At 64.6% G+C, this 23,151-nt stretch carries 18 protein-coding genes; 17 read left to right on the top strand and 1 reads right to left on the bottom strand.

Annotated features, from left to right (window positions below):
• Positions 1-4: 4 nt before the first annotated feature.
• The 15 genes from AC097O_RS01530 to AC097O_RS01460 all read left to right on the top strand — a co-directional run bounded on the left by AC097O_RS01530 (position 5) and on the right by AC097O_RS01460 (position 20,036).
• Positions 5-640 (top strand): DUF502 domain-containing protein, encoded by a 636-nt coding sequence (locus tag AC097O_RS01530; protein WP_315245147.1) that lies wholly within the window; start codon positions 5-7, stop codon positions 638-640.
• A gap of 84 nt (positions 641-724) precedes the next feature.
• Positions 725-2,521 (top strand): aspartate--tRNA ligase, encoded by a 1,797-nt coding sequence (gene aspS, locus AC097O_RS01525; protein ID WP_479591123.1) that lies wholly within the window; start codon positions 725-727, stop codon positions 2,519-2,521.
• A 246-nt stretch (positions 2,522-2,767) separates the two neighbouring features.
• Positions 2,768-8,689: an alpha-2-macroglobulin family protein gene (locus AC097O_RS01520; RefSeq protein ID WP_479591122.1), complete on the top strand. Its 5,922-nt coding sequence runs from the start codon at positions 2,768-2,770 to the stop codon at positions 8,687-8,689.
• A gap of 55 nt (positions 8,690-8,744) precedes the next feature.
• Entirely contained in the window at positions 8,745-9,080 is a 336-nt protein-coding gene (locus AC097O_RS01515; RefSeq protein ID WP_479591121.1) for a type II toxin-antitoxin system RelE/ParE family toxin, read from the top strand.
• Positions 9,081-9,084: 4 nt separating this feature from the next.
• On the top strand, positions 9,085-9,372 hold the full coding sequence (locus tag AC097O_RS01510) for a helix-turn-helix domain-containing protein (RefSeq protein WP_479591120.1): 288 nt from the start codon (positions 9,085-9,087) through the stop codon (positions 9,370-9,372).
• Between the two features lie 299 nt (positions 9,373-9,671).
• Positions 9,672-10,109 carry a DUF995 domain-containing protein gene (locus tag AC097O_RS01505; RefSeq protein ID WP_479591119.1) on the top strand — a complete coding sequence of 146 codons (438 nt, stop codon included), beginning with the start codon at positions 9,672-9,674 and terminating at the stop codon, positions 10,107-10,109.
• Positions 10,110-10,399: 290 nt separating this feature from the next.
• Entirely contained in the window at positions 10,400-11,053 is a 654-nt protein-coding gene (locus AC097O_RS01500) for a methyl-accepting chemotaxis protein (protein ID WP_479591118.1), read from the top strand.
• Positions 11,054-11,056: 3 nt separating this feature from the next.
• Complete coding sequence (locus AC097O_RS01495; RefSeq protein ID WP_479591117.1) at positions 11,057-11,536, top strand: hypothetical protein; 480 nt, start codon at positions 11,057-11,059, stop codon at positions 11,534-11,536.
• Between the two features lie 24 nt (positions 11,537-11,560).
• On the top strand, positions 11,561-13,153 hold the full coding sequence (locus AC097O_RS01490) for an extracellular solute-binding protein (RefSeq protein WP_479591116.1): 1,593 nt from the start codon (positions 11,561-11,563) through the stop codon (positions 13,151-13,153).
• Positions 13,154-13,163: 10 nt separating this feature from the next.
• Positions 13,164-14,021, top strand: a complete 858-nt coding sequence (locus tag AC097O_RS01485; protein ID WP_479591115.1) for a hypothetical protein — start codon at positions 13,164-13,166, stop codon at positions 14,019-14,021.
• A gap of 46 nt (positions 14,022-14,067) precedes the next feature.
• Positions 14,068-14,778, top strand: coding sequence for a PspA/IM30 family protein (locus tag AC097O_RS01480; RefSeq protein ID WP_479591114.1), 711 nt, complete (start codon positions 14,068-14,070; stop codon positions 14,776-14,778).
• Between the two features lie 3 nt (positions 14,779-14,781).
• Positions 14,782-16,590, top strand: a complete 1,809-nt coding sequence (locus AC097O_RS01475) for an AAA family ATPase (protein WP_479591113.1) — start codon at positions 14,782-14,784, stop codon at positions 16,588-16,590.
• A 22-nt stretch (positions 16,591-16,612) separates the two neighbouring features.
• Complete coding sequence (locus AC097O_RS01470) at positions 16,613-17,059, top strand: TerB family tellurite resistance protein (RefSeq protein WP_479591112.1); 447 nt, start codon at positions 16,613-16,615, stop codon at positions 17,057-17,059.
• Positions 17,060-17,078: 19 nt separating this feature from the next.
• On the top strand, positions 17,079-19,214 hold the full coding sequence (gene pbpC, locus AC097O_RS01465; RefSeq protein ID WP_479591111.1) for a penicillin-binding protein 1C: 2,136 nt from the start codon (positions 17,079-17,081) through the stop codon (positions 19,212-19,214).
• 231 nt (positions 19,215-19,445) lie between these two features.
• The gene (locus AC097O_RS01460; protein WP_479591110.1) at positions 19,446-20,036 is read left to right on the top strand and encodes a PEP-CTERM sorting domain-containing protein; all 591 of its coding nucleotides are present in this window, start codon (positions 19,446-19,448) and stop codon (positions 20,034-20,036) included.
• Positions 20,037-20,044: 8 nt separating this feature from the next.
• Here AC097O_RS01460 and AC097O_RS01455 read toward each other — a convergent pair whose 3' ends face one another.
• Positions 20,045-20,854: an AraC family transcriptional regulator gene (locus tag AC097O_RS01455; RefSeq protein WP_479591109.1), complete on the bottom strand. Its 810-nt coding sequence runs from the start codon at positions 20,852-20,854 to the stop codon at positions 20,045-20,047.
• A 79-nt stretch (positions 20,855-20,933) separates the two neighbouring features.
• Between AC097O_RS01455 and AC097O_RS01450 the strand changes: the two genes are divergently transcribed.
• Both AC097O_RS01450 and AC097O_RS01445 read left to right on the top strand, forming a co-directional pair.
• Positions 20,934-22,169 carry an MFS transporter gene (locus AC097O_RS01450; RefSeq protein ID WP_479591108.1) on the top strand — a complete coding sequence of 412 codons (1,236 nt, stop codon included), beginning with the start codon at positions 20,934-20,936 and terminating at the stop codon, positions 22,167-22,169.
• Between the two features lie 141 nt (positions 22,170-22,310).
• Entirely contained in the window at positions 22,311-23,081 is a 771-nt protein-coding gene (locus AC097O_RS01445) for a substrate-binding periplasmic protein (protein ID WP_479591107.1), read from the top strand.
• The last annotated feature ends 70 nt before the right edge of the window (positions 23,082-23,151 follow it).

Raw genomic sequence — 23,151 nt, 5'->3', positions numbered from 1 at the left:
CATGATGGCTTCTATCCGCAAATGGCTGCTGTCGGGCCTGCTGGTCATCGTGCCGCTGACCATCACCCTGCTGGTGCTGCAGTGGGTGCTGGGCTTTCTGGACCAGACCCTGCTGATCCTGCCCGACAGTTGGCAGCCCGACAAACTGCTGGGCTTTCACATTCCCGGCTTTGGCGTGCTGCTGGCGCTGGGTTCGCTGCTGGTGGTGGGCGCGGTGGCCAGCAACTTCGTGGGCCGCAAACTTGTCGGCTGGTGGGACAACCTGTTGCACCGCATTCCTATCGTGCGCTCGATCTACTCGGGTGTGAAACAGGTCTCGGATACGCTGTTTTCCGAGAGTGGCAACGCATTTCGCAAGGCCGTGCTGATCCAGTGGCCGCGTGAAGGGGCCTGGACGATTGCCTTCGTGACCGGCGTGCCCGGCGGCGATGCCGCCAACTACCTGCAAGGCGAGTACCTCAGCATCTACGTGCCCACCACGCCTAACCCCACCGGTGGCTACTTCATCATGCTCAAGGCCAGCGACTGCATCGAGCTGAAAATGAGCGTGGACGAGGCGCTGAAGTACATCGTCTCCATGGGCGTGGTGGTGCCCCACGGCGTGGCCCCGTCCCCACCCAAACCCATCAAATCCAGTTAGTACCGCAGGCCGCTGCGGCCCTGCGCCTTATCTACAACCCATGCGCCCCAAGAGGCGCGAGAAAAAATAGCCATGCAATCTCAAATGCGCACCACTTACTGCGGTCTTGTGACCGAAGCCCTGCTGGGCCAAACCGTCACCCTGTGCGGTTGGGTGAACCGCCGCCGTGACCACGGTGGCGTGATTTTTGTCGATCTGCGCGACCGCGAAGGCTATGTGCAAATCGTCTGCGACCCCGACCGCGCCGAGATGTTTGCCGTCTCCGAGTCGCTGCGCAACGAGTTCTGCGTGCAGATCAAGGGTCTGGTGCGTGCGCGTCCCGAAGGCACGGTCAACGAGAACCTGAAAAGCGGCAAGATCGAGATCCTGTGCCATGAGTTGGTGGTGCTGAACCCATCGGTCACCCCGCCGTTCCAGATCGACGACGAGAACTTGAGCGAGACCACGCGCCTCACGCACCGCGTGCTGGACCTGCGCCGTCCGTACATGCAAAACAACCTGATGCTGCGCTACCGCGTGTCCATGGAAGTGCGCAAGTTCCTCGACGCGCACGGCTTTATCGACATCGAAACCCCGATGCTGGGCAAGTCCACCCCCGAAGGCGCGCGCGACTACCTGGTGCCCAGCCGCGTGCACGAAGGCATGTTCTTCGCGCTGCCGCAAAGTCCGCAGCTGTTCAAGCAGTTGCTGATGGTGGCGGGCTATGACCGTTACTACCAGATCACCAAGTGCTTCCGCGACGAAGATCTGCGCGCCGATCGGCAGCCCGAATTCACCCAGATCGATATCGAAACCTCGTTCCTCACCGAACAGGAAATCCGCGACATGTTCCAGGGCATGATCCTCACCGTGTTCAAGAACACCCTGGGCGTGGACCTGGGCGAGTTCCCGGTGATGACCTTCCAGGAAGCCGCCCACCGCTTTGGCTCCGACAAGCCCGACCTGCGCGTCAAGCTCGAATTCACCGAACTCACCGACGTGATGGCCGACGTGGATTTCAAGGTGTTCTCGGGTGCGGCCACCATGAAGAATGGCCGCGTGGTCGGTCTGCGCGTGCCCGGCGGTTCGGTCGAGGGCGGTGGCATCAGCCGCAGCGAAATCGATGCCTACACCGAGTTCGTCAAGATCTACGGTGCCAAGGGCCTGGCCTACATCCGCGTCAACGATCTGTCCAAGGGCCGCGACGGCCTGCAAAGCCCCATTGTCAAGAACATCCACGACAAGGCCCTGGCAGAAGTGCTGGCCCGCACCGGCGCGCAAAACGGCGACCTGATCTTCTTTGGTGCCGACAAGTCCAAGATCGTCAACGATGCCATCGGTGCCCTGCGCCTCAAGATCGGCCAGAGCGAGTTTGGCAAGAAGAACGGCCTGTTCGAAAAAGGCTGGAAACCCCTGTGGGTGGTGGACTTCCCGATGTTCGAATTCGACGAAGACGCGCAGCGCTACACCGCCACGCACCACCCCTTCACCGCGCCCAAAGACGGCCACGAAGACTGGATGGTCACCGCGCCCGAGAAGTGCATCTCCAAGGGCTATGACATGGTGCTCAACGGCTGGGAAATGGGGGGCGGCTCGGTCCGTATCCACCGCGCCGACGTACAGCAAAAGGTGTTCGATGCCCTGAAGATCACGCCCGAAGAAGCCCAAGACAAGTTCGGCTTCCTGCTGGATGCCCTGCAGTACGGCGCGCCCCCGCATGGCGGCCTGGCCTTTGGCCTGGACCGTGTGGTCACGCTGATGACCGGTGCTGAGTCCATCCGCGACGTGATCGCCTTCCCCAAAACCCAGCGCGCCCAGGACTTGCTGACGCAAGCGCCCAGCACGGTGGACGAGAAGCAACTGCGCGAATTGCACATCCGTCTGCGCGCACCGGCTGTTTAACTGCACACCCCCAGGCTGCAGAGCTTCGCTTCTTTCGCCAACCCCCCTCGTATTGGCTTGAAAAGCCAATACGACACGCAGGGGGCAACACCAGCAGCCTGGCAAAGCCAGTTCTGTGGTGTTTCTGGAAGGTGAAATCCGATGTGCACCCCAAAAGGGCTGGCGTTTGCCGGCCCTTTTTGCGTCTGGAGGTGGCGACAGCCTGCGGGCATCGGCTACCCTTGCGGCTCCCCAACCGGAGCCCGTGTGCGTATCCATACCCTCTTCATCGCCTGCTGCCTGCTGGCAACCACTGCCTTCGCGCAAGCCGCCCAGATCACCCGCATCTCCCCCCAGGGCGAGGTGGCCCGCATCCGCCAGGTGGTGGTGCAGTTCGATGGCAGCGCCGTCAACTTCGGCGACCCCAAGGCCCCGGCACCCGCCACCCTGCAGTGCAACGATGCGCAGGCCAGCCAGGGCACGGGCCGCTGGACCAGTGACCGCGAATGGGCGTTTGAATTTGCCAGCGACCTGCCGCCCGGCGTGCGTTGCACGGTGCAACCCGTCTTAGGGATCAAATCGGCACCCAGCGCTTATTCCAAGGGCGGGAGCAGCTATAAATTCAATAGTGGCGGCCCTTTTGTGCAAAACATCCGCCCCTACAACGGCGGCGACCAGATCGACGAAGAGCAGTTCTTCACCCTCACGCTCAATGGTGCGGCCACGCTGGCCAGCGTGCAGGCGAATATGTGGTGCGCAGTAGACGGCCTGGGCGAGCGCGTGGCCGTGCGGCTGCTGGACGGCAAGGACCGGGCCGACCTGCTCAAGGCCCAGGGGCTGGAGCAGCGTGCCGCCAAAGAGCCGTTGCGTTACCTCACCCTGGCCTGCAACCGCCGCCTGCCACCCTCTGCCGCTGTGCAGCTGGTGTACGGCAAAGGCGTAGCCACCCCCAGCGGCGTGCCCAACACGGTGGAAAAGCGCTTCGACTTCACCGTGCGGGCGCCGTTTGCCGCCAGCTTCAGCTGCGAGCGCGAAAACGCCCAAAGCGCCTGCCTGCCGATCCGCCCCATGCGCCTGGCCTTCAACGCGCCCGTGGCCCGCAAGCTGCTGGAAGGCATCAGGCTCAGCGCGGGCAAGGACACGATCACCCCCACGTTTGACGAGGAAGACAGCGACAGCGAGGCCGTGGTCAGCAGCATCACCTTCCAAAGCCCGTTTGCCGAGCAGGCCCAGTACACCTTGGCGCTGCCTGCAGGCTTCAAAGACGCGTCGGGCCGCAGCCTGGCCAATGCCAACAGCTTCCCTATGCAGGTCGGCACCGGGGCCATGCCGCCGCTGGCCAAGTTTGCCGCGTCGCCGTTTGGCATCGTGGAGCGTTTTGCCGAGCCCAATGGCGTGGCGCTGCTGCCGGTGACGCTGCGCAATGTGGAGGCGAAGCTCAAGATCCAAGGATTGAACGCCGCAGGCAAAGTCAGCACCCTGCAGCCGCGCAGCGACGCGGACATCATCGCCTGGTACGCCAAGGTGCAGCAGTTCGACGACTACAACGTCAGCCGCAAGCTGGCCGCCGCCCACACCAAAGGCCCGTTGCCCAAGGTGCTGCCCGATGAAGGCAAGCAGTATGTGCAAAGCCGCATGCTGTCCTTGCTGCAAGGCCAGCCGGGCGTGAAGACGCTGGACCTGCCCCAGCCTGCCTCAGGCGACCCGCGCCCGTTCGAGGTGGTGGGCATCCCGCTGACACCCGGCTTCCACGTGGTGGAAATCGCTTCGCAAAAGCTGGGCGCTTCGCTGCTGGACGAACGCCATGGCGGCAAACGCACCATGTTCGTCCGCACCTCGGCCCTGGTGACCAACCTGGGCGTGCACTTCAAGCTGGGCCGCGAGAACGCGCTGGCCTGGGTCACCACGCTGGACAAGGGCCTGCCCGTGGCCAACGCCCTGGTGCAGGTATCCGACTGCCGGGGCAATGCTTTGGGCCACGCCACGACCAACGCCCAGGGCATCGCCTATGTGCCTGACATCCCCCCCGAGGCCCCCAGTTGCCAGGATGAGGGCCATTACAGCCAGGCCTATTTCGTCAGTGCCCGTAGCACGCAGGCGGGGGCAGAAGACATGGCCTTCACCTGGAGCGACTGGAACCGCGGCATCGAGCCCTGGCGCTTCAACCTGCCCACCAGCCGCAGCGCAGAGCCGGATGAGCGCGCCCACAGCGTGTTCGACCGCATGCTGCTGCGCGCAGGCGAAACCGTGTCCATGAAGCACCTGCTGCGCACCGAGACCCGCAAAGGCTTTGGCCTGGCCGACACGCAGCCTGACACCCTGGTCATCACCCACGTGGGCAGCGGCCAGCAGACCAGCCAGCCCCTGGTCTGGCGCAAAACCGCCACTGGCGGGCAGAGCGCCGAGAGCAGCTGGAGCATTCCGCCCGCCGCCAAGCTGGGCGTGTACAGCGTAGAACTCAAAGGCCCGGGCGACGACAAAGCTTTCAGCACCGGCCAGTTCCGCGTCGAAGAATTCCGCCTGCCGGTGTTGGAGGGCCACGTCACGCCTAGCGACAAAAAGCCGCTGGTCCACGCCACCAGCGTGCCGGTGGATGTGCAAATCAACTACGTGGCCGGGGGGGGCGCGGCCAACCTGCCGGTGCGGGTGTCGGCCCTGGTGCGCGGCAAATATCTGAGCTACAGCGACTTCGAGGCTTTCAGCTTCGCCGCCCCCCGCGGCAAGCGCGAGGCTGCTGGGGAGGGTGATGAAGAGGAAGCCACCGCCAGCGAAGACAGCCGGGTGGTGGCCGACAAGTTGCCGCTCACGCTGGACAAAAACGGCGCGGGTAAAACCACTATCGACAAACTCACGCCCAGCCCGCAGCCGCAGGATCTGCTGCTCGAAGCCAGCTACTCCGACCCCAACGGCGAGGTGCAAACCATCCGCAGCACCCAGACCCTGTGGCCCGCCGCCGTGATTGCGGGTATCAAGACCGAAGGCTGGGTGTCCACCAGCCAGAAGCTGAAATTCCAGGCCCTGGCGCTGGACCTGACCGGCAAACCGCAGGCCGACGTGGCCCTGGAAGTGCGCGCCACCGCCCGCATCGTCACCACCAGCCGCAAGCGCATGGTGGGCGGCTTCTACACCTACGACAACAAAACCAGCACCAAGGACCTGGGGGCGGTGTGCAGCGGCAAGAGCGACAGCCGCGGCCTGTTGCTGTGCGAAGCCGCGCTGAACGAAGCGGGCGAAGTGGAGCTGGTCGTTACTGCCAAAGACGCGTCGGGCAACCGCATCCAGGCTGCCGCGTCGGTGTATGTCACCAAGCAGGGCGAGCTCTGGTTTGGCGGCGAGAACCACGACCGCATGGACCTGCTTCCCGAGAAAAAGAGCTACCAGCCCGGCGAGACCGCCCAGTTCCAGGTGCGCATGCCGTTCCGTTTTGCCACCGCCCTGGTGGCGGTGGAGCGCGAAGGCATCATCCAGACCCAGGTGGTACAGCTCAACGGACAAGACCCAACCGTGCGTGTGCAGATCAAGGAAGGCTGGGGCCCCAATGTGTACGTGAGTGTGCTGGCTCTGCGCGGCCGCCTGCGCGAGGTGCCCTGGTACAGCTTCTTCACCTGGGGCTACAAGGCCCCGCGCGAGTGGTGGACCAGCTTCTGGTACGAGGGCCGTGAATACGTGGCCCCCACCGCGCTGGTGGACCTGAGCAAACCCGCCTTCCGCCTGGGCGTGGCCGAGATCCGGGTGGGCACCCAGGCCCACCAGCTGGCCGTGAGCGTCAAGGCCGACAAGGAAAGCTACCCCGTGCGCGGGCGGGCCAAGGTGACCATCAACGTCAAGCTGCCCAACGGCCAGCCCGCCGCCCACGCCGAAGTGGCGCTGGCCGCCGTCGACCAGGCGCTGCTGGAGCTCATGCCCAACAGCAGCTGGAACCTGCTCGATGCCATGCTGCAGCGCCGCGCCTGGGGCGTGGAAACCTCGACGGCCCAGATGGAAATCATCGGTCGCCGCCACTATGGCCGCAAAGCCGTGGCCGCAGGCGGCGGCGGGGGCCACAGCGGCACCCGCGAGCTACTGGAAACGCTATTGCTGTGGAACCCCAAAGTGCAGTTGGATGCCAACGGCCAGGCTGTTGTTGCCGTGCCGCTGAACGACGCACTCACCACCTTCAAGATCGTCGCCGTGGCCGATGCCTCCACCGGCCTGTTTGGCACCGGCTCCACCAGCATCCGCGCCACGCAAGACCTGCAAATCATCAGCGGCCTGCCGCCCCTGGTGCGCGAGGATGACCAGTTCCGCGCACAGATCACCCTGCGCAACACCACGCAAAAGGCCATGAAGGTGCTGGTCGCTCCGCGCGCTACGCTACTAAATCTAGAGCAACAAACCATTGATATACCAGCAGGAGAGGCCAAAGAGGTCGCATGGACCGTAACCGCCCCGGCGCAGCTTGCGCAAACCCGCGCCGAAGCCATCCTGTGGGAGATCGAAGCCAAAGACACCCTGGGCGGTGCCCGCGATGCCCTGAAGATCCGCCAACGCATCATCCCCGCCGTGCCCTTGACGGTGCAGCAGGCCACGATGGTGCAGGTGGACGGTAGCTTCACGCTGCCGGTTGCGCCGCCCGCCGATGCCTTGCCGGGCCGGGGCGGTTTACGCCTGGCCTTGCAGCCCACTTTGGCGGAGGGTCTACCCGGAGTACGGGACTGGTTCGCCAACTACCCGTTTGCCTGCCTGGAGCAAAAGACCAGCAAGGCCATCGGCCTGCGCGATGCCAAGCTGTGGAACACCGTGGTCGCCCAGATCCCCAGCTACCTCGACAGCGACGGCCTGGCCAGCTACTTCCCGCCGCGCGACGGCGAGGCCAACCGGGGCAGCGACACGCTTACCGCCTACCTGCTGGCCGCCTCGGACGAGGCGGGCGGTATCAACCCCGCCTTTGCCCTGGGCGACGAAGTGCGTGCGCCCATGGAGCGCGGCTTGATCGCGTTTGTCGAAGGCCGCATCCAGCGCGAGTTCTGGAGCCCGCGCAAAGACCTGGACGTGCGCAAACTCGCCGCTATCGAAGCCCTGTCGCGCTACGGCAAAGCCCAGGCCCGCATGCTGGGCAGCATCACCATCGCCCCCAACCAGTGGCCCACCCACGCGGTGATCGACTGGCTCAACATCCTCAAGCGCGTCACCGACGTGCCTAAACGCGACGAGCGCCTGGCCGAGGCCCAGCAAATCCTGCGCACCCGCCTGAGCTTCCAGGGCACCAAGATGGTCTTCAGCACAGAGCAAGACGATTACTGGTGGTGGCTGATGCACAACGGCGACGACAACACCGCCCGCCTGATCTTGGCCGTGCTGACCGACCCGGCCTGGAAACCAGACATGGGCCGTCTGGCCAATGGCTTCATCAGCCGCCAGCAGCACGGCGCCTGGAGCACCACCACCGCCAACCTCTGGGGCGGCATGGCACTGGAGAAATTCAGCGCCCAGTTTGAAGCCACCCCTGTGGCCGGTGTCACCAAAGCCGCCCTGGGTGCCGCCACGGCCAGCGTGGACTGGAGTAAGGTAGACCGCGTGCCCGCGGCAGACACCCCGCACCAGACCACCGCCTTCGGTGCCCCGGCGGCCCCGGGCAACCTGCGCAACAACCGCATGTTCCTGCCCTGGAGCAAGGACACTTTGAACGTCACCCAGCAAGGCACTGGAAAACCCTGGCTCACCCTGCAGTCGGTAGCCGCTATCGACCTGAAAGCCCCGTTCAACGCGGGCTACCAGATCAAGAAGACTATTCAACCGGTGGAGCAGTCAGTCAAAGGGCAGTACACCCGCGGCGACGTGCTGCGCATCACCCTGGAAGTCAACGCCAGCGCCGACATGACCTGGGTCGCCATCACCGACCCCGTGCCCGGCGGCGCCACCATCCTCGGCAGCGGCCTGGGCCGCGACTCCGAAATGGCCACCCAGGGCGAGAAGCGCAGCGGCAGCGGCTGGCCCGCTTTTGAGGAACGCAGCTTCGAGTCCTTCCGCAGCTACTACGAGTACTTGCCCAAGGGCGTGGTCAAGATGGAATACACCATCCGGCTGAACAACGTAGGCGACTTCGCCCTGCCGCCCAGCCGCGTGGAAGCGATGTACGCGCCAGAGATGTTTGGCGAATGGCCGAATGCGCGGGTCAATGTGAAGATGGGGGTGGTGGGGGTGAAGTGAGGTTTACTGCACTTTGGGCCCTGTGACAAACCGTCCCAGTGGATTACACTAGATCATGCAGACAGTAGCCGAATTGCCCGAATTTATCCGTGCCGCAGACAAGCTTTTATCAGCGAATGAGCGGCAGGACATTATTTCGTATCTGGCAGATCACCCCAAAGCGGGCGACCTGATGGAAGGTACGGGCGGTGTGCGTAAGCTGCGCTGGGGTCGTGGAGGCAAGGGCAAGAGTGGCGGCGTTCGCGTTGTCTACTACTTTCACAGTGAACGGATGCCTCTGTACCTGCTGACCCTGTTTACCAAGGGTGACAAAGCCAACCTATCCGACGCGGAATGCAACGAGTTAAACGGGCTTGTCCGGTTGTTGGTTTCAATTTGGAAGAGGAGTTAATGATATGAGCAAGGCATTCGACAGCATCAAGCGCGGGTTACTGGAGGCGATAGAGCACGCCGAGGGCCGCGCACCCCAGACCCGCATACACCAGCCCCGCCCGGTGGACGTGCGGGCGCTGCGCTCCAAGGTGGGTATGACGCAAGAGCAATTCGCGGCCCGCTTTGGGTTTTCTACGGCCACCCTGCGTCACTGGGAGAGGGGCGACAGAGCGCCCCACGGCCCCTCGCTGGTCTTGTTGAACGTGATACAGCACAACCCCGGCGCGGTCATTGAGGCGCTGGCTGCCTGACAGGATGCCGCACCATGCTGACGCTTGACAAAAAAGCGGGGCGCTTGGATGGCGTGGAATGGCTGGATGCGGCAAAACTAGGTTTTTAAACCTCTTCTTTCAGCATTGGATTGGCATTCCGTGCTGATTCCATGAGCGCGAGGCGCTCCTATTTTTGATATAAAAAATAGGAGCGAAGGGCAGGGCGGCAAGCACCGAAAATGTCCCCCAAAAGCAGGACGCACCCTCCGTTTGGAGGATGCGCAGCGGGGCGTGGCTGGCTATGGTGGATGCCGGTCATCAACCCACCGGAGATCGCCATGCCATCACTCCCCCGCACCGCCCTCTACACCTGTCTCCTGCTCGCATCCGCCGCCCAAGCCCAAACCGCCACCGTGCTGCGCGACCTGGATGCGCAGGGCCGGGTCACGCTGACGGCCGAGGAGCTGCAAAAGCTTATGCCCAACGCCAAAATGAGCCGCGTCAGCCAAAAAGGCAACATCCACTTTTGGCGTAACGAGCCCGGTGGCAGCTTCATTGTTTCGTCGGACAACCGGGCCACCCAGTCCCGCAACTCCACCGCGCCGGGCAAATGGCATTTGTCTGACGATGGCCGGTATTGTGTTTTGTTTGAATGGAAGAGCGCCGACACCGAGGAATGGTGCCGCTACATCATCAAGAGCGGCGATGCCTACTACGCCACCAAGTCGGAAAAGGTGGGGACCGAGAAGGTCTACAAGCTGGAGATCGAGAATTAGGGACGGTCTGTCAGGGTTACCGGGGGTTGTTGCCTTTCAATTGCTGCACTTTTGATAGCTGCTTGCGCTCTATTCATATGCACAGGGCCCACTTTTTATTCGATAAATATTCCCGCTTCCATCGGGATGCCAAAACCCTCCATCCCCCAGGCACAGGGTGTTGACACCCCGCGTGCGACACCATTTATTGGCATTAAACTGGTACGGGCATCCGCATTCAGAGTGTGGTGCCGGGAGGCCATCGCTTCCCTTTGCCGTTGGGACTGCCAATACAGGATGGAGAGCACGCAATGAAGGGCATGTTGAATTTTCTGGAAAAAGCCGGGCTGGTGCGGAACGACCCGCCCGCCGAAACGCGTCCGTTGGAAGCCGAGGTGGCGACCGAACCGCCGCCGCTAGCGCCTGCCGCCTCCACCCCCGTGGGTTCGGGCGTGCTGGATGCCGAGGCCGTATATGCCCAGGCCGGGGTGCCGCCGTCCGTCTACCCCGCCGAGCGCCTGCTGCGCCTGGTGGATGGCCTGAGCGCCATGGACCAGGCCACGCGGCTGATGGCCATCCAGGCCATGGACGCAGCCGACGAGTCCTGGACCATGGCCGACCCGCTGGCCGATGCCACCGCCAAGACCCAGGCCCTGGCCGCGCATGCGCAGCAACTGCAGGCCAATCTGCAGGCCCTGGAAGGCGAAACCCAGGCCCAACTGGCCGCAGTGGCCAGCCGCCAGGAGCAGGTGGTGGGTGATATCCGCAAGCAGATCAGCGAGCTGGAGGCCCTGGTGGCGCGCGAACTGTCGCGGGCCGCCCAGGAAAGCGCGGGCCACACCGCCGCGCTCAGCACTGCCACCGAACACACCCGGCGCGAACTGGCCGACATTGCCCAGCTCAGCCAGCGGCTGCGCAGCATTTCTGCCCAATTTGGCGCGCCTTCTACCCGCCCACAGGAATAGACCATGGCCAGTTTGACACCGCTCTCCAAGGGCTTGATTGCCGTGGCCATCGTGGGCGCCATGGCTTCTGCCGTGTGGCATCTGGGCTTGAAGGAATGGCTGGCGGCCCGCAATGCGCCCACCGCCACCGAATCCACCCAAGTCGTGCCCGAGCCACAGGCTCCTGCCGCTGTCGCAGTGCCTGCTCCGCCCTCTGTGGCCGACACCCCGGCACCCACTATCCCAGCACCCACCACCCCAGCACCCGCCTCCACCTCGGTCAACCACGCCGAGCTGGGCCGCAAGCTGCTGGCCAGTGGCGATTACGCCCAGGCGCGCAGCCACCTGGAGCAGGCCGTACAAGGCGGCGATGGCGGTTCGGCTTGCCTGCTGGGCGAGATGACGCTCAAAGGCCAGGGCGGCATCACCGCCAGCCAGGACAAGGCCGCCAGTCTTTTTCAACTGGCCCAGTCGCGCGGCAATATCTGCTTCGCTTCGAACTAGGCACCCGTTTACCAGGATAGACCCATGAAAATTCGTACCGTTGCCTTGGTCGCAGCTTTCGCCGCCAGCGGCTGGATGGGCAGTGCCGCCTTGGCGCAAGGCTTTGTGTTTGGCACCTCGGAACCCAAGGCCGACGCACCGACCCCAGCCAATGCGCCCGCCACCAACAGCGCAGGCCGCAACGCCAAGGTCGAATCGGCCCAGCGGCTGCTGGCGCGCATGGGCTTGTTCCGTGAAACGCCCAGCGGCAACCTCACGCCCGCCACGCTGGAGGCCATCCGCGCCTTCTCGGCGCAGCACGGGCTAGCCCCCACCAACCAGGTGACGGATGCCCTGCTCAACGCCATCCGAAAGACCATTTGGCAAACCCAGAACTGGTCTGGCGGCAACTACAAGGGCCGCGAAAAAATTGTGGATGCCGCAGGCCTGCGCGAGGCGCAGATTCTGCTGGGCAAGCTGGGCTTCAACGCCGGCCCGCTGGACGGCACCTTCGGCCCGCAAACCCAGGTGGCCACCGAGGCCTTCCAGGAGTCGCAGGCTGTGTCGGTCGATGGCCTGATCACCGCCACCGTGCTGATGAATTTGCGCCGCGCCGCCAATGGCGTGGGCAGCGGCGCCAAAGACACGGTGCGCGTGCTCAACTGGCCCGACTACATTGAGCCCAGCGTGCTGCAAGACTTCGAGAAAGAGTTCAAGGTCCGCGTGGTCTACGATATTTTTGCCAGCAACGACGACCTGCAGGCCAAGCTCCGTGGCGGCGGTACGCCCTACGACGTGGTGTTTCCTACCGCCAACGCCGTGCCCGCCATGGCCGCCAAGGGCCTGCTCGGCAAGCTGGACAAAGCCAGCCTGAAAAACATCGCCAACATCGACCCGCGTGTCGATGCCACGCTGCGCACCTGGGACAAGGACGGTGCCTACAGCCTGCCCTACATGTGGTACACGGTGGGCATCGCCTGGAACCCCAAGCTCACCGCCAAGGCTTACCCGGGGCGCGAGATGGACGCGCTGACCAATGTGTTTGACCCCGAGGTGGCCCGGCGCTTCCAGTCGTGTGGTGTGGGCGTGGTGGACTCGGCCAGCGACGTGGTGCCCCTGGCGGCCATGTCAGCAGGCCTGCGCAAATGGGATGGCAGAAGCGGCACTGCCGCCGCCGCGCAGGTGCTCGACCGCCTGGCGGGCATCGTCAAGGTGATTCCTACCGACCAGTACATCGATGCCCTGGCCACCGGCAAGATCTGCGTGGCCATTGGCTTCTCGGGCGACGCGGTGCAGGCCCAGGCCAAGGCCCGTGGCGCGGTGGAATACCGCGTGCCCACCGACGGCGGCTTGCTGGCCATCGATGCCATGGCCATCCCCGCCAACGCCAAGAACAAGCGCGAGGCGCACCTGTTCATCGACTACCTGATGCGGCCCCAGGTGATTGCCAAAATCTCCAACACCGTGGGCTATGCCAATGCGAATGCCAAGGCGGGCGAGTTCATGGCCGACAGCGTCAAGTCCAACCCCGCCGTGGTGCCCACCACCACCTCGTTGAGCCGGTCGATGCCCATCCCCATCCTGTCGGAATCCGACCAGCAGGAGATTGCGCGCATCTGGGCCAAATTCTCCAAGTAACTCTCCGCCCGTGAACGACAAGCCCAACTACCTCGGTGCTTTTTTGAAGCACCCCAGCAACCTCACGGCCTTGCTGGCTGCGGGTTGCGCGGCCATCTTTGCCTCCCTGCCCATGGGCTGGGCGGGCCTGGGGCTGGTGGGCGCGGTGGCCCTGGGCACCGAGGCGCTGGCCGCCCTGGCTATCCCCAGCCTGCCGTCGTTCAAGGCCTGGGTGGACCGCCAGGAACACCAGCAGGCCCGCAGCCAGCGGCAAACCCGGCTACTGGCCGAGCTGAACCAGTTGGGCGACAAAAACGCGCTGGCCACCTACCGCCACATGTGCGGCCGCGTGCAGGCCCTGTACCAAACTGCGGGCGACGCGCGCACCACGCTGACCCGGCAAGACGTGGACAAGCTGGAAGACCTCACCGTGGACTACCTGGGCCTGTGCGTGGCCCACCTGTCGCTCAGGCAGCGCAAGGATGGCCCTGGCGAAGACCTGCTCACCCAGCGCATTGCCCACTTGCAAGGCCAACTGCAATCCCCCCAGCTGCCCGAAGACGAGGCGCGCCAACTGCGCAGCGCGCTGGCGCAGTACACCGAATCCTTGCAGCGCGCGCGCCGCCTGGCGGGCCGCCGCAGCGCGCTGGAGGCCACGCTGCTGTCCCTGCCCGACAAGATGGAAGAGGTCTACCAGCTGGTGGTCACCTCGCCGTACTCGTCCGAGATGGGCAGCAAGCTCGAAGATTCCTTGGCGCGCCTGCGCATTGCCGAGGAAGTGGCGGCCGAGTTCGACACGCCCGAGCCCTGGGAGCTGGAGCCGCCGCGCAAGGCCCAGCCCGTAACGGGTGCCGCCGCCCGGCAAGCCGCCCGTGGCCTCAAAGTTTGACCTGCACCTTGTCTTTTTTGTCTTAGCAATCCAACCGGAGCATTCCATGGCCAACAACGCAATCTTCGCCCGTCTGAGCAATCTGTGGACCGGATTCATCTCCCTGTGGGTGTCCGACATCGAGAAAGAGCACCCCGAGATCGCCTACCAGAACGCCATCGCGTCGATGATCCAGAAGTACACCCAGCTCAAGGCGGCCACCGGCGCCATCATCGCCCGCCGCCAGGACATCACCTCGCGGCTGGAGGCCGCAGAGCGCGAGCTCGCCAGCGTCAGCGCCGACCTGGAAACCGCGCTGGCCACCAACCAGGACGACCTGGCCGTGGTGCTGATCCAGAAGAAAAACGCTGTCGACACCGCTCTGACCGAGCTGCGCGCCGATGCTGCCCAGGCCACCGCCGATTCCGACAACGCCAAAGACTCGCTGATGCAGGTCAAAACCGAGATCGACAAACTCAAGGCCGAAAAAGACCGCATGCTGGCCCAGATGCACAGCGCCCAGGCGCGCATCAAGATCCAGGGCCAGCTCGACGGCCTGTCGGTGGATGCCGAGGTGCAGGCCCTGGGTGCCGTGCGCGACCACATCAAGAGCCAGGTGGCCCAGGCCAGCCTGGGCTCGGAGCTGCACAACTCTGATCTGGATGTGCGCCTGAACAAGTTGCGCCAAAGCAGCGCCAGCGTCACCGCCAAGGCCCAGCTCGATGCCCTGAAGCAGGCCCGCGCCGCCGCCCAGGCCGCACCCACCAAAACGCTTTAAGCGATGTCCGGCGCGCCACGCAATACCTTGCCCCGCTGGGCGGAAACCCTGCGCCAGAAGTACCTGGCCGGGGAGGCCTCCACCTTCGTGCTGTACCGCAATGTGTTCGACAACTTTCTGGTCGGCGAGACCTTGCACACCCTGCAGTCCTTCCTGTTGGCCGAGCTGTTCAAAGACACCAAGAAGCACGTGGTAGAGGTGAGCCTGGAGCGCGGCATCCGCACCCTCAGTGGCTCTTCCACCCGCCCGCCTGAAGATGCGTTGGAGCTGCTGCCCGCCCTGCACGCGCTGGAAAACCAGATGCGCACCGAGCAGTCCACCGCCGTTATCGTGCCCTATGCCGACGCGCTGCTGCCTGCTGGCGACCCCAGCTTCATGGCCCCGCAAGACCGGCAGATCTACCTGGCCTTCCACCGCTGGTCGCTGGACAAAAGCCTCACCACCGGCGACAACATCACCATCCTGGTGACCGAGTCGCTCAACGCCATCAACCCCGGCCTGCTGTCCAACCCCAAGGTGGCGGCCATCGAAATCCCCATGCCCGACCTGGCCCTGCGCCACAAGGTCATCGCCCACCTGGCGCCCAAGCTCAGCGCGCAGCAAGTCACGCTGTTTTCAGAGCGCACCGGCGGCCTGCGTACCGTGCAACTGGCCAGCATCATGGCCAGCTCCGAAGGCCACGGCCTGAGCGAGCCCGAGCGGCGCACGCTGATCCTGCAACTGCTGCAGGGCACGGCCGATGCGCAAGCCCGCGCCACCACGCTGGCCACCATCACCGCGGGCATGACCCCGGCCGAGATCACCAAACTCATAGAGCCTGAAAAAGCCTTGCCGGTGGGCGATGCCAACGAGCAAGTGCTCAAGGTCATCCACGCCCGCAAGCGCGAAATGATCGAGAAAGAATGCGCGGGCCTGATCGAGTTCATCGAGCCCAAGCACGGCCTGGCGGCAGTGGGCGGGCACGAGAACATCAAGCACGAGTTGCTGGCCATTGCCAAAAACCTCAAGGCGGGCGAAACCACGCTCACCCCCATGGGCCTGCTGGCCGTGGGCCCCATGGGCTCGGGCAAGACCTTTGTCATCAAGGCGTTTTTGAAAGAAGCCGGGCTGTCCGCCGTGGCGCTGAAGAACTTCCGCTCCAAGTGGGTGGGTTCCACCGAGGCCAACCTGGAGCGCGTGCTGGCCACCGTCAAGGCCATGGGGCCCATCGCGGTGATCATCGACGAAGGCGACCGCAGCTTTGGCTCCGGTGGCGGGGAGGGGGGGGACGATGGCACCAGCTCGCGCGTCATCGCCCGGCTCAAAGAGTTCATGGCCGAAACCGAAAACCGCGGCCAGGTCTTGTTTGTGATGCTGACCAACCGCCCCGACAAGCTCGACAGCGACATCAAACGCCCGGGCCGACTCGACCGCAAAATCCCGTTCTTCTACTGCGACTCGGCGGCAGAACGCGCCCAGGTACTGCAGGCCGTGCTGGGCCGCTACGGGGAACCCTGCACCGCCAGCACCGAGGAATTGCTGGTGCTGTGCGACACCCTGGGCGGCTACTCCAATGCCGACCTGGAAGCCCTGGCCCTGCTGGCCGTGGAGCTGGCCCGCAACCAGGCCAGCCCCCTGGATGCCGCCGTGCTCGCTGCCGCCGCGCTGGACTTCATGCCGCCGCAAGAGCGCGACATGATCGAATTCATGGAGCTGCTGGCCGTGTCCGAAACCTCGCGCCGCAGCATGCTGCCCAAACGCTACCGCGACATGGCCGTGGCCGACATCCAAAGCAACTTGCTGGCCGCCAAACGGCGCGCCTTGGCCCGCTAATACAACCCCTCAGGAGACCCCCATGCTCGACCAAAACCTCAGCCCCGCCCAAGTCGCCCAGCTTACCCAGGCCATGCTCTCGGTGGCGCTGGTAGACGGCATCCACCCCGCAGAGGCGGCCCTGATCGGCCAGTTCTACGAGAGTTCGCGCAGCGCCGACATGCCGACTACGGCCACCGCCCTGGCCATGGATTCCAGCGCCTTCGATGCCCGCAGCCTGCTGCCAAGCGATGCCGAATTTGCCGACACCGTGGTGCTGATGTGCCTGATGACCGCCTATGCCGACGGCAGCCTGAGTGCCGCCGAGCGCAGCCACGTGCAGGCCATCGCAAGCGCGCTGGGCGTGGACGCGACCCGTTTCGAGGCCCACATCGCCCAGGTGCGCGACGAGCTGGTGGGGGCCTTGTCGCACCTGCCCGACACCGCCTCGGTGGCCGCCGTGGTGCAAGAGCTGCACGCGGCAGACTGAAGCGCTTCTCCCTCAGGCAATGCGCATCCACCGGGTATTTGCTGCGTTTTTAGTAGCTGCTTGCGCCGATGGAATAAGCGCTACGCCCACTTTTTACACTATAAAAAGCAACTACCGCCCGTCTGACACTTTGGTGCTGGACCGCCATGGCGAGCTGCTGCAACGCCTGCGCACCGACACCAGCGTGCGGCGCGGCCAGTGGGTGGGGCTGGCCGACGTGTCGCCCGCCTTGCGTACGGCGCTGGTGCTGAGCGAAGACAAGCGCTTTTATGCACACAGCGGGGTGGACTGGCAGGCTGTGTCTGCCGCCGCCTGGGCCAACCTGTGGAACCGCAAAACCCGGGGCGCGTCCACCATCACCATGCAACTGGCCGGGCTGCTGGATACCGACTTGAAGCCCAGCGCGGGCGGGCGCAGCGTGGTGCAAAAGATCGGCCAGACCGTGTCGGCCAACGCGCTGGAAGGCGGCTGGCGCAAGGACCAGATTCTGGAGGCCTACCTGAACCTGGTGCCTTTCCGGGGCGAGCTGGTGGGCATAGACGCACTCAGCCGCACCCTGTTCGGCAAGGCCGCCCATGGGCTGGACGCACGCGAGGCGGCGGTTGCCGTGGCCCTGGTGCGCGCACCGAATGCCAAACTGGCCCAGCTCACCCAGCGGGCTTGCGGCGTGCTGCAGGCGGTGGAGGCGAAGGCGGATTGCACGGGCCTGGACCTGTTCACCGCCGCCGCCGTGCAGCGCAAGGCGTTTGACAGCAACGAGGGCATTGCGCCCCACCTGGCCAGGCTGGTCGCAAAGGGTCCGACAGTCACCACCAGCCTGCGCGCTCCGCTGCAGAGATTCGCCATACAAAACTTGCAGCAGCAACTGCGCGAACTGCAAGGGCGGCACGTGGAAGACGGGGCCATCGTGGTGCTGGACAACGCCAGCGGCGAGGTGCTGGCCTGGGTGGGCTCCAGCGGTACGCTGAGCGCAGCCGCCGAGGTGGACGGCGTGACCGCGCTGCGCCAGCCCGGCTCCACGCTCAAGCCGTTTCTCTACGCGCAAGCGATTGCCGAGCGCCGCATCACCGCCGCGTCGCTGATCGAAGATGCCAGCACCCACATCCCCACCGCGGGCGGCCTGTACATCCCGCAAAACTACGACCACCAGTTCAAGGGCTGGGTGTCGGCCCGCACGGCGCTGGGTGCGTCGCTCAACGTGCCGGCAGTGCGCACGCTGGTGATGGTGTCGCCCGATGCTTTCCACGACCAGCTGGTGGCGCTGGGCCTGCCGCTGAAGGAATCGGGCGGCTTCTACGGTTACAGCCTGGCGCTGGGCAGTGCCGAGGTGTCGTTGCTCAATTTGACGAACGCCTACCGCGCCCTGGCCAATGGCGGGCGGGCCAGTGCGACCACGTTCACCGTCAATCCCAAACCCCAATTCCGTCCTGCACTCGACCCGCGCGCCGCCTTCATCACAACCGACATCCTGGCCGACCCCCTGGCCCGCGCCCGCACCTTTGGCAGCGACAGCGTGCTGGCCACGCGCTTCTGGACGGCGGTGAAAACCGGCACCAGCAAGGACATGCGCGACAACTGGGCCGTGGGCTACTCGCAGGCCTACACCGTGGGCGTGTGGGTGGGCAACGCCAGCGGCGCGCCGATGTGGGACGTGAGCGGCACGACGGGCGCCGCACCCATCTGGGCCGCCGCGATGCACTTTTTGCACGCCCGCCAGCCCAGCCGCGCGCCCGCTGCACCGCCCGGCGTGGTGCAGCAGTCGGTGGCCTTTGGCGGCACCGAGGCGGCCCGAGATGAGTGGTTTGTGCAGGGCACACAGCAAAATCAGTTTGCTATGCATTCCGTAGCTGCTAGCGCTAATGGAATAAGCGCTAGAGGCTTAAAAGACTTAAAAACTAGCCCCGCCCGCATCACCAGCCCCGCCACCGGCACCATCTTCGCGCTGGACCCCGACATCCCCCCCCACCGCCAGCGGGTGGACCTGCAGGCCATCGGTGCGGGCCTGCGCTGGTGGATCGACGGCAAACCGTTCGCCCAGGGCCCCAGCGTCCAGTGGCTGCCCTGGCCAGGCCGCCACGTGGTGCAGATCCGCAATGCCCAGGGCACGGTGCTCGACAGCGTGCGGCTGGAAGTGCGCGGGGCGGGGGTGCGGTAGGCGCGTCTAGGAACAGGTTTTAAGGATTGGTCCAGCCCATGCGCGCTGGCGGCGTGGCATTCGCGCAAGTTGCATTTTGTCTGCGGTTGAGACCCTGTATTGGTGCTTTTTCCGTTATGCCCTACATGCAAAATACCGGCGCGTCCAGCTCGGCGCGCACATGAATCCTTCTTTATTTCCCTGGAACGTTGAAAATACATGCTTTTTCTCAAAAATCTTTCTCTTGCTGCCATGCTCGTAAGCGTACTGGGCCTGCACTGCGCCAGTGCGGTGGCGGGCCCCGTGACCCTCGATTTCGAGGGCGTGGTGAGCGACCTGAATGCCCTTCCGGGCTCGCCTTTCAGCACCCAGGGTTTCACGTTCTCCAGCACGGCGGGGAGCTACAGCGCGGTGGTGTACGGGAAGGACACGACCGCACACTCCAACGGCACCGCGGGCTACGCTTTTTGCAGCATGGACAGCCCGTTTTGCGCCCCGGGCACCGCCATCACCCTGGCGGGCGAGTCGCCTTTTTCGCTGTACCGCCTGGACCTGACCAATAGCCTGCTGGGTGATGTGGACGGACGCGTCGATCTGGTGGGCTATCTACTGGGCGGCGGCACAGTCACCGCCTCGCTGGCAACCGGGGACGCGTGGACCACCGAGGCGCTGACCGGTTTTACCAACCTGGAGAGCCTGGAGTTCACGGGCTATGCGTCCTACGGCATGCTGATGGACAACCTGGTGCTGGACGTGCCCAACGCCGTGCCCGAACCCGGCACGCTGGCGCTGCTGGGCCTGGGTCTGGCGGGGATGGCTGCGGTGCGTAGGCGCAGAAGCTAGGACGGTGCCTACACAGCCTGCGTGCTGCCCTGGAACTGGCTGGGCGACTGGCCCATGGCGGCTTTGAACATGGCGGCAAACGCGCTGTCGCTGGCGTAGCCGCAGGCGGTTGCCACCTGGCCTACCGACACCCCGCGCGCCAGCAGAGGCAGGGCATGGGCCAGTACCGCCTGCTGCCGCCACTGCAGGTAGGTGGTGCCCAGTTGCTCGCGGAACAGCCGGGCCACGGTGCGTTCGCTGGCACCAAAGTCGGCGGCCCAGGTGGCCAGCGTGGCCTGGCGGGCTGGGTCGCGCAACACCGCATCGCACAGGGCGCGCAGGCGCTTGTCCTGCGGCAGGCTGACGCGCAGGGTGTGGGTGTGGGCCAGGCGAATTTCTTCCAGGATCAGCAGCATCAGCGCGTCCTCGCGGGGGCTGGGGACGGTGTCTTCCAGCGCATGGATCAGTTCGCGCAGCAAGGTGGAGATGACCAGCATGCGGCACCCGGCCCAGCCCGGCGGCGTGGCCGAGATGTCCATGTACACGGTGCGCAGGTGGGCGCGCTCCAGTACGGTGACGGCGTGCGGCATGTTGGCGGGAATCCACACCGCCCGCGACGGCGGCACGATGAAGCTGTTGTGCTGGCCCGCGTCGCTGGCCGTGACCTGCATCAGCCCGCTGTCGCAGTAGGCCAGTTGCGCCCAGGCGTGCTGGTGCGGCTCGAAATGCGCGTCTACCGGCAGGGTGCGGGCGCGGCTGCGCAGCGGGCGTTGCGGTGAGGGGGCGAAGCTGTTGGCATCGTCCAGGTTGACCGGTGAGGTGGCGGATTTGCGGGGCATACGCTTTTTGTCTGGTATTCGCTGAAAGCTGTCTTTATGCAGTATTCCAGAAAATTACCGCCCCCACTACGATCGCTGCATGACCACTGCCAGTACCTCCTTACCGCCATCCCCCAGCCTGCGCCAGGAGGCCGGTGTGATCGGCCTGGTGGGCGGGGCGCACATGATCAGCCATTTCAGCCAGTTGCTGTTGGCTCCGCTGTTTCCGTGGCTGAAAGACGATTTCCACGCCAGCTATGCTGAGCTGGGGCTGCTGATGAGCATCTTTTTTGTGGTGTCGTGCGCGGTGCAGATGGCCTCGGGCTTTGTGGTGGACAAGTTTGGCCCGCGGCCCATTTTGTTTGCCGGGTTGGCGCTGCTGGGGCTGGCGGCGTTTGGCTTTTCCATCAGCACCAGCTACGCCATGCTGGCGGCTTTCTCGGTGCTGGCGGGCATTGGCAACGGCGTGTTCCACCCGGTGGACTACACCTTGCTGAACCGCAAGATCAGTGCGCCGCGCCTGGGCCACGCCTATAGCGTGCACGGCATTACCGGCAGCCTGGGCTGGGCATTGGCTCCGGCCATGCTGGTGCCGCTAACGCTGGCGTTTGGCTGGCGCACCGCGCTAGTCTGCGCGGGGGCGCTGGCCTTTGCGGTGCTGCTGGTGCTATGGGTCTACCGCGACAAGCTGGAGTTGCCGGTGCTGGCGCCGACCAAGGCGAGTACCGCGCAGTTGGAGGGTGGCAGCATGGGCTTTCTGCGCATTCCGGCGGTGTGGATGTGTTTTGGCTTCTTCTTTTGCTTCGCCATGGCCCTGAGCGTGGTGCAGGCCTTTGCCCCCGAGGCGGCGCGCCAGTTGCACAACGTGCCGCTGGACCTGGTGGCCCTGTGCCTGTCGGTCTACATGCTGTGCAGCGCGGGCGGCATGGTGCTGGGCGGCTTTCTGGCGGCCGACCCGGCGCGCTGCGAGCGGGTGATTGGCGTGGGTTTTGGCTTTGCCGCGTCGATTGCGCTGGCGCTGGGCTTTGCCGACGTGCCGGCCTGGAGCGTGCCAGTGCTGTTCGGGCTGATGGGCTTTGCTGCGGGCACGGGCGGGCCGTCGCGCGACCTGATCGTCAAGCGCGCCGCACCGGCCAACGCCACCGGGCGGGTGTACGGCGTGGTGTATTCGGGGCTGGACATCGGCCAGGCGATTTCGCCGCTGGTGTTTGGGGTGTTGATGGACCACCAGCAGTATTCCGCCGTGTTCATGGGCCTGGCGGTGGTGCAGGGCGTGCTGATTGCCAGCGCGTTCAATGTCCGGAAAGTGCGGCGCACGGTTTTGGCATCCGTATAAACCCGAGACGGGTGGATATTTTCGCGTAAAAACACTGCCATTTAGTCTCAAATTGTTACAGAATGGCTGACAGCAGCATGGTGCCTAGGGCCACAGTAGCGGTGCCTGATGGCGTTGTCATGCTGTGTCAAGGAGCCCGCCATGTCTTTCTTCCAGCGCCTGCAGCTTGGCCTGTGTGCTTTAGGCCTTGCATCTGCTGCCTTTGCCCAGAACCCCACCATCACCATTGCCGCCGAGGACGACTGGGCACCGTACTCGTCCATGAAGGCCGACAAGTCGGGGCCCGAGGGGTTTTCGCCCGATCTGGTGCGGGCGGTGTTCAAACTCAAAGGGGTGGATGTGAAATTTGAGGCGGTGCCGTTTGTGCGCTGCCTGCAGATGGCCAAGACCGGTAAGGCCGTGGCCTGCTTCGATACCACCATCACGGAGGAAAACAAAGACGAGTTTCACTGGCACAAAACCCCGATCTTTGAAGAAGATCTGGCGATTTTTGCGTTGTCGGAATCTACCCAGTCGGGCCTGACCACGCCGGGGCTGGAGGGCAGCACGGTGGGCATCACCACCGGCTATACCTACCCGACCGACTTCATGCAGAACAAGAAAATCAAGAGGTTTGAAGCCAACTCTGACGACCATCTGCTCAAGATGCTGGTGGCCAAACGGGTGCAGTTCGTCATTCTGAACACCATGCCGGGCATGCTGCGCATCCAGAAAGATGCCAGCATGAAGGGCAAGATCAAGCAGGTGGGCCTGATCAGCAAAGACGGGTTTTGGCTCAACTTTTCCAAGGTACACCCGGACGGCAAGCGCATGGCCGATCTCTTTGAGGCCGGTTTGCTGGAGTTCAAAGCCAGTGGCCAGTATGCGAAGATGCAATCCGACTTCAGGCAACGCATGGGAGTGCCGCGCTAACGAGAAGGCGATCTATCAAATCTCCCTCCAGACGAGGGACACAGGGGCAGCAACGACGTGAATCGACACA

This window comes from Rhodoferax sp. LS1P39, assembly GCF_056521425.1.
This window is presented reverse-complemented; position numbering and strand designations above follow the sequence as displayed.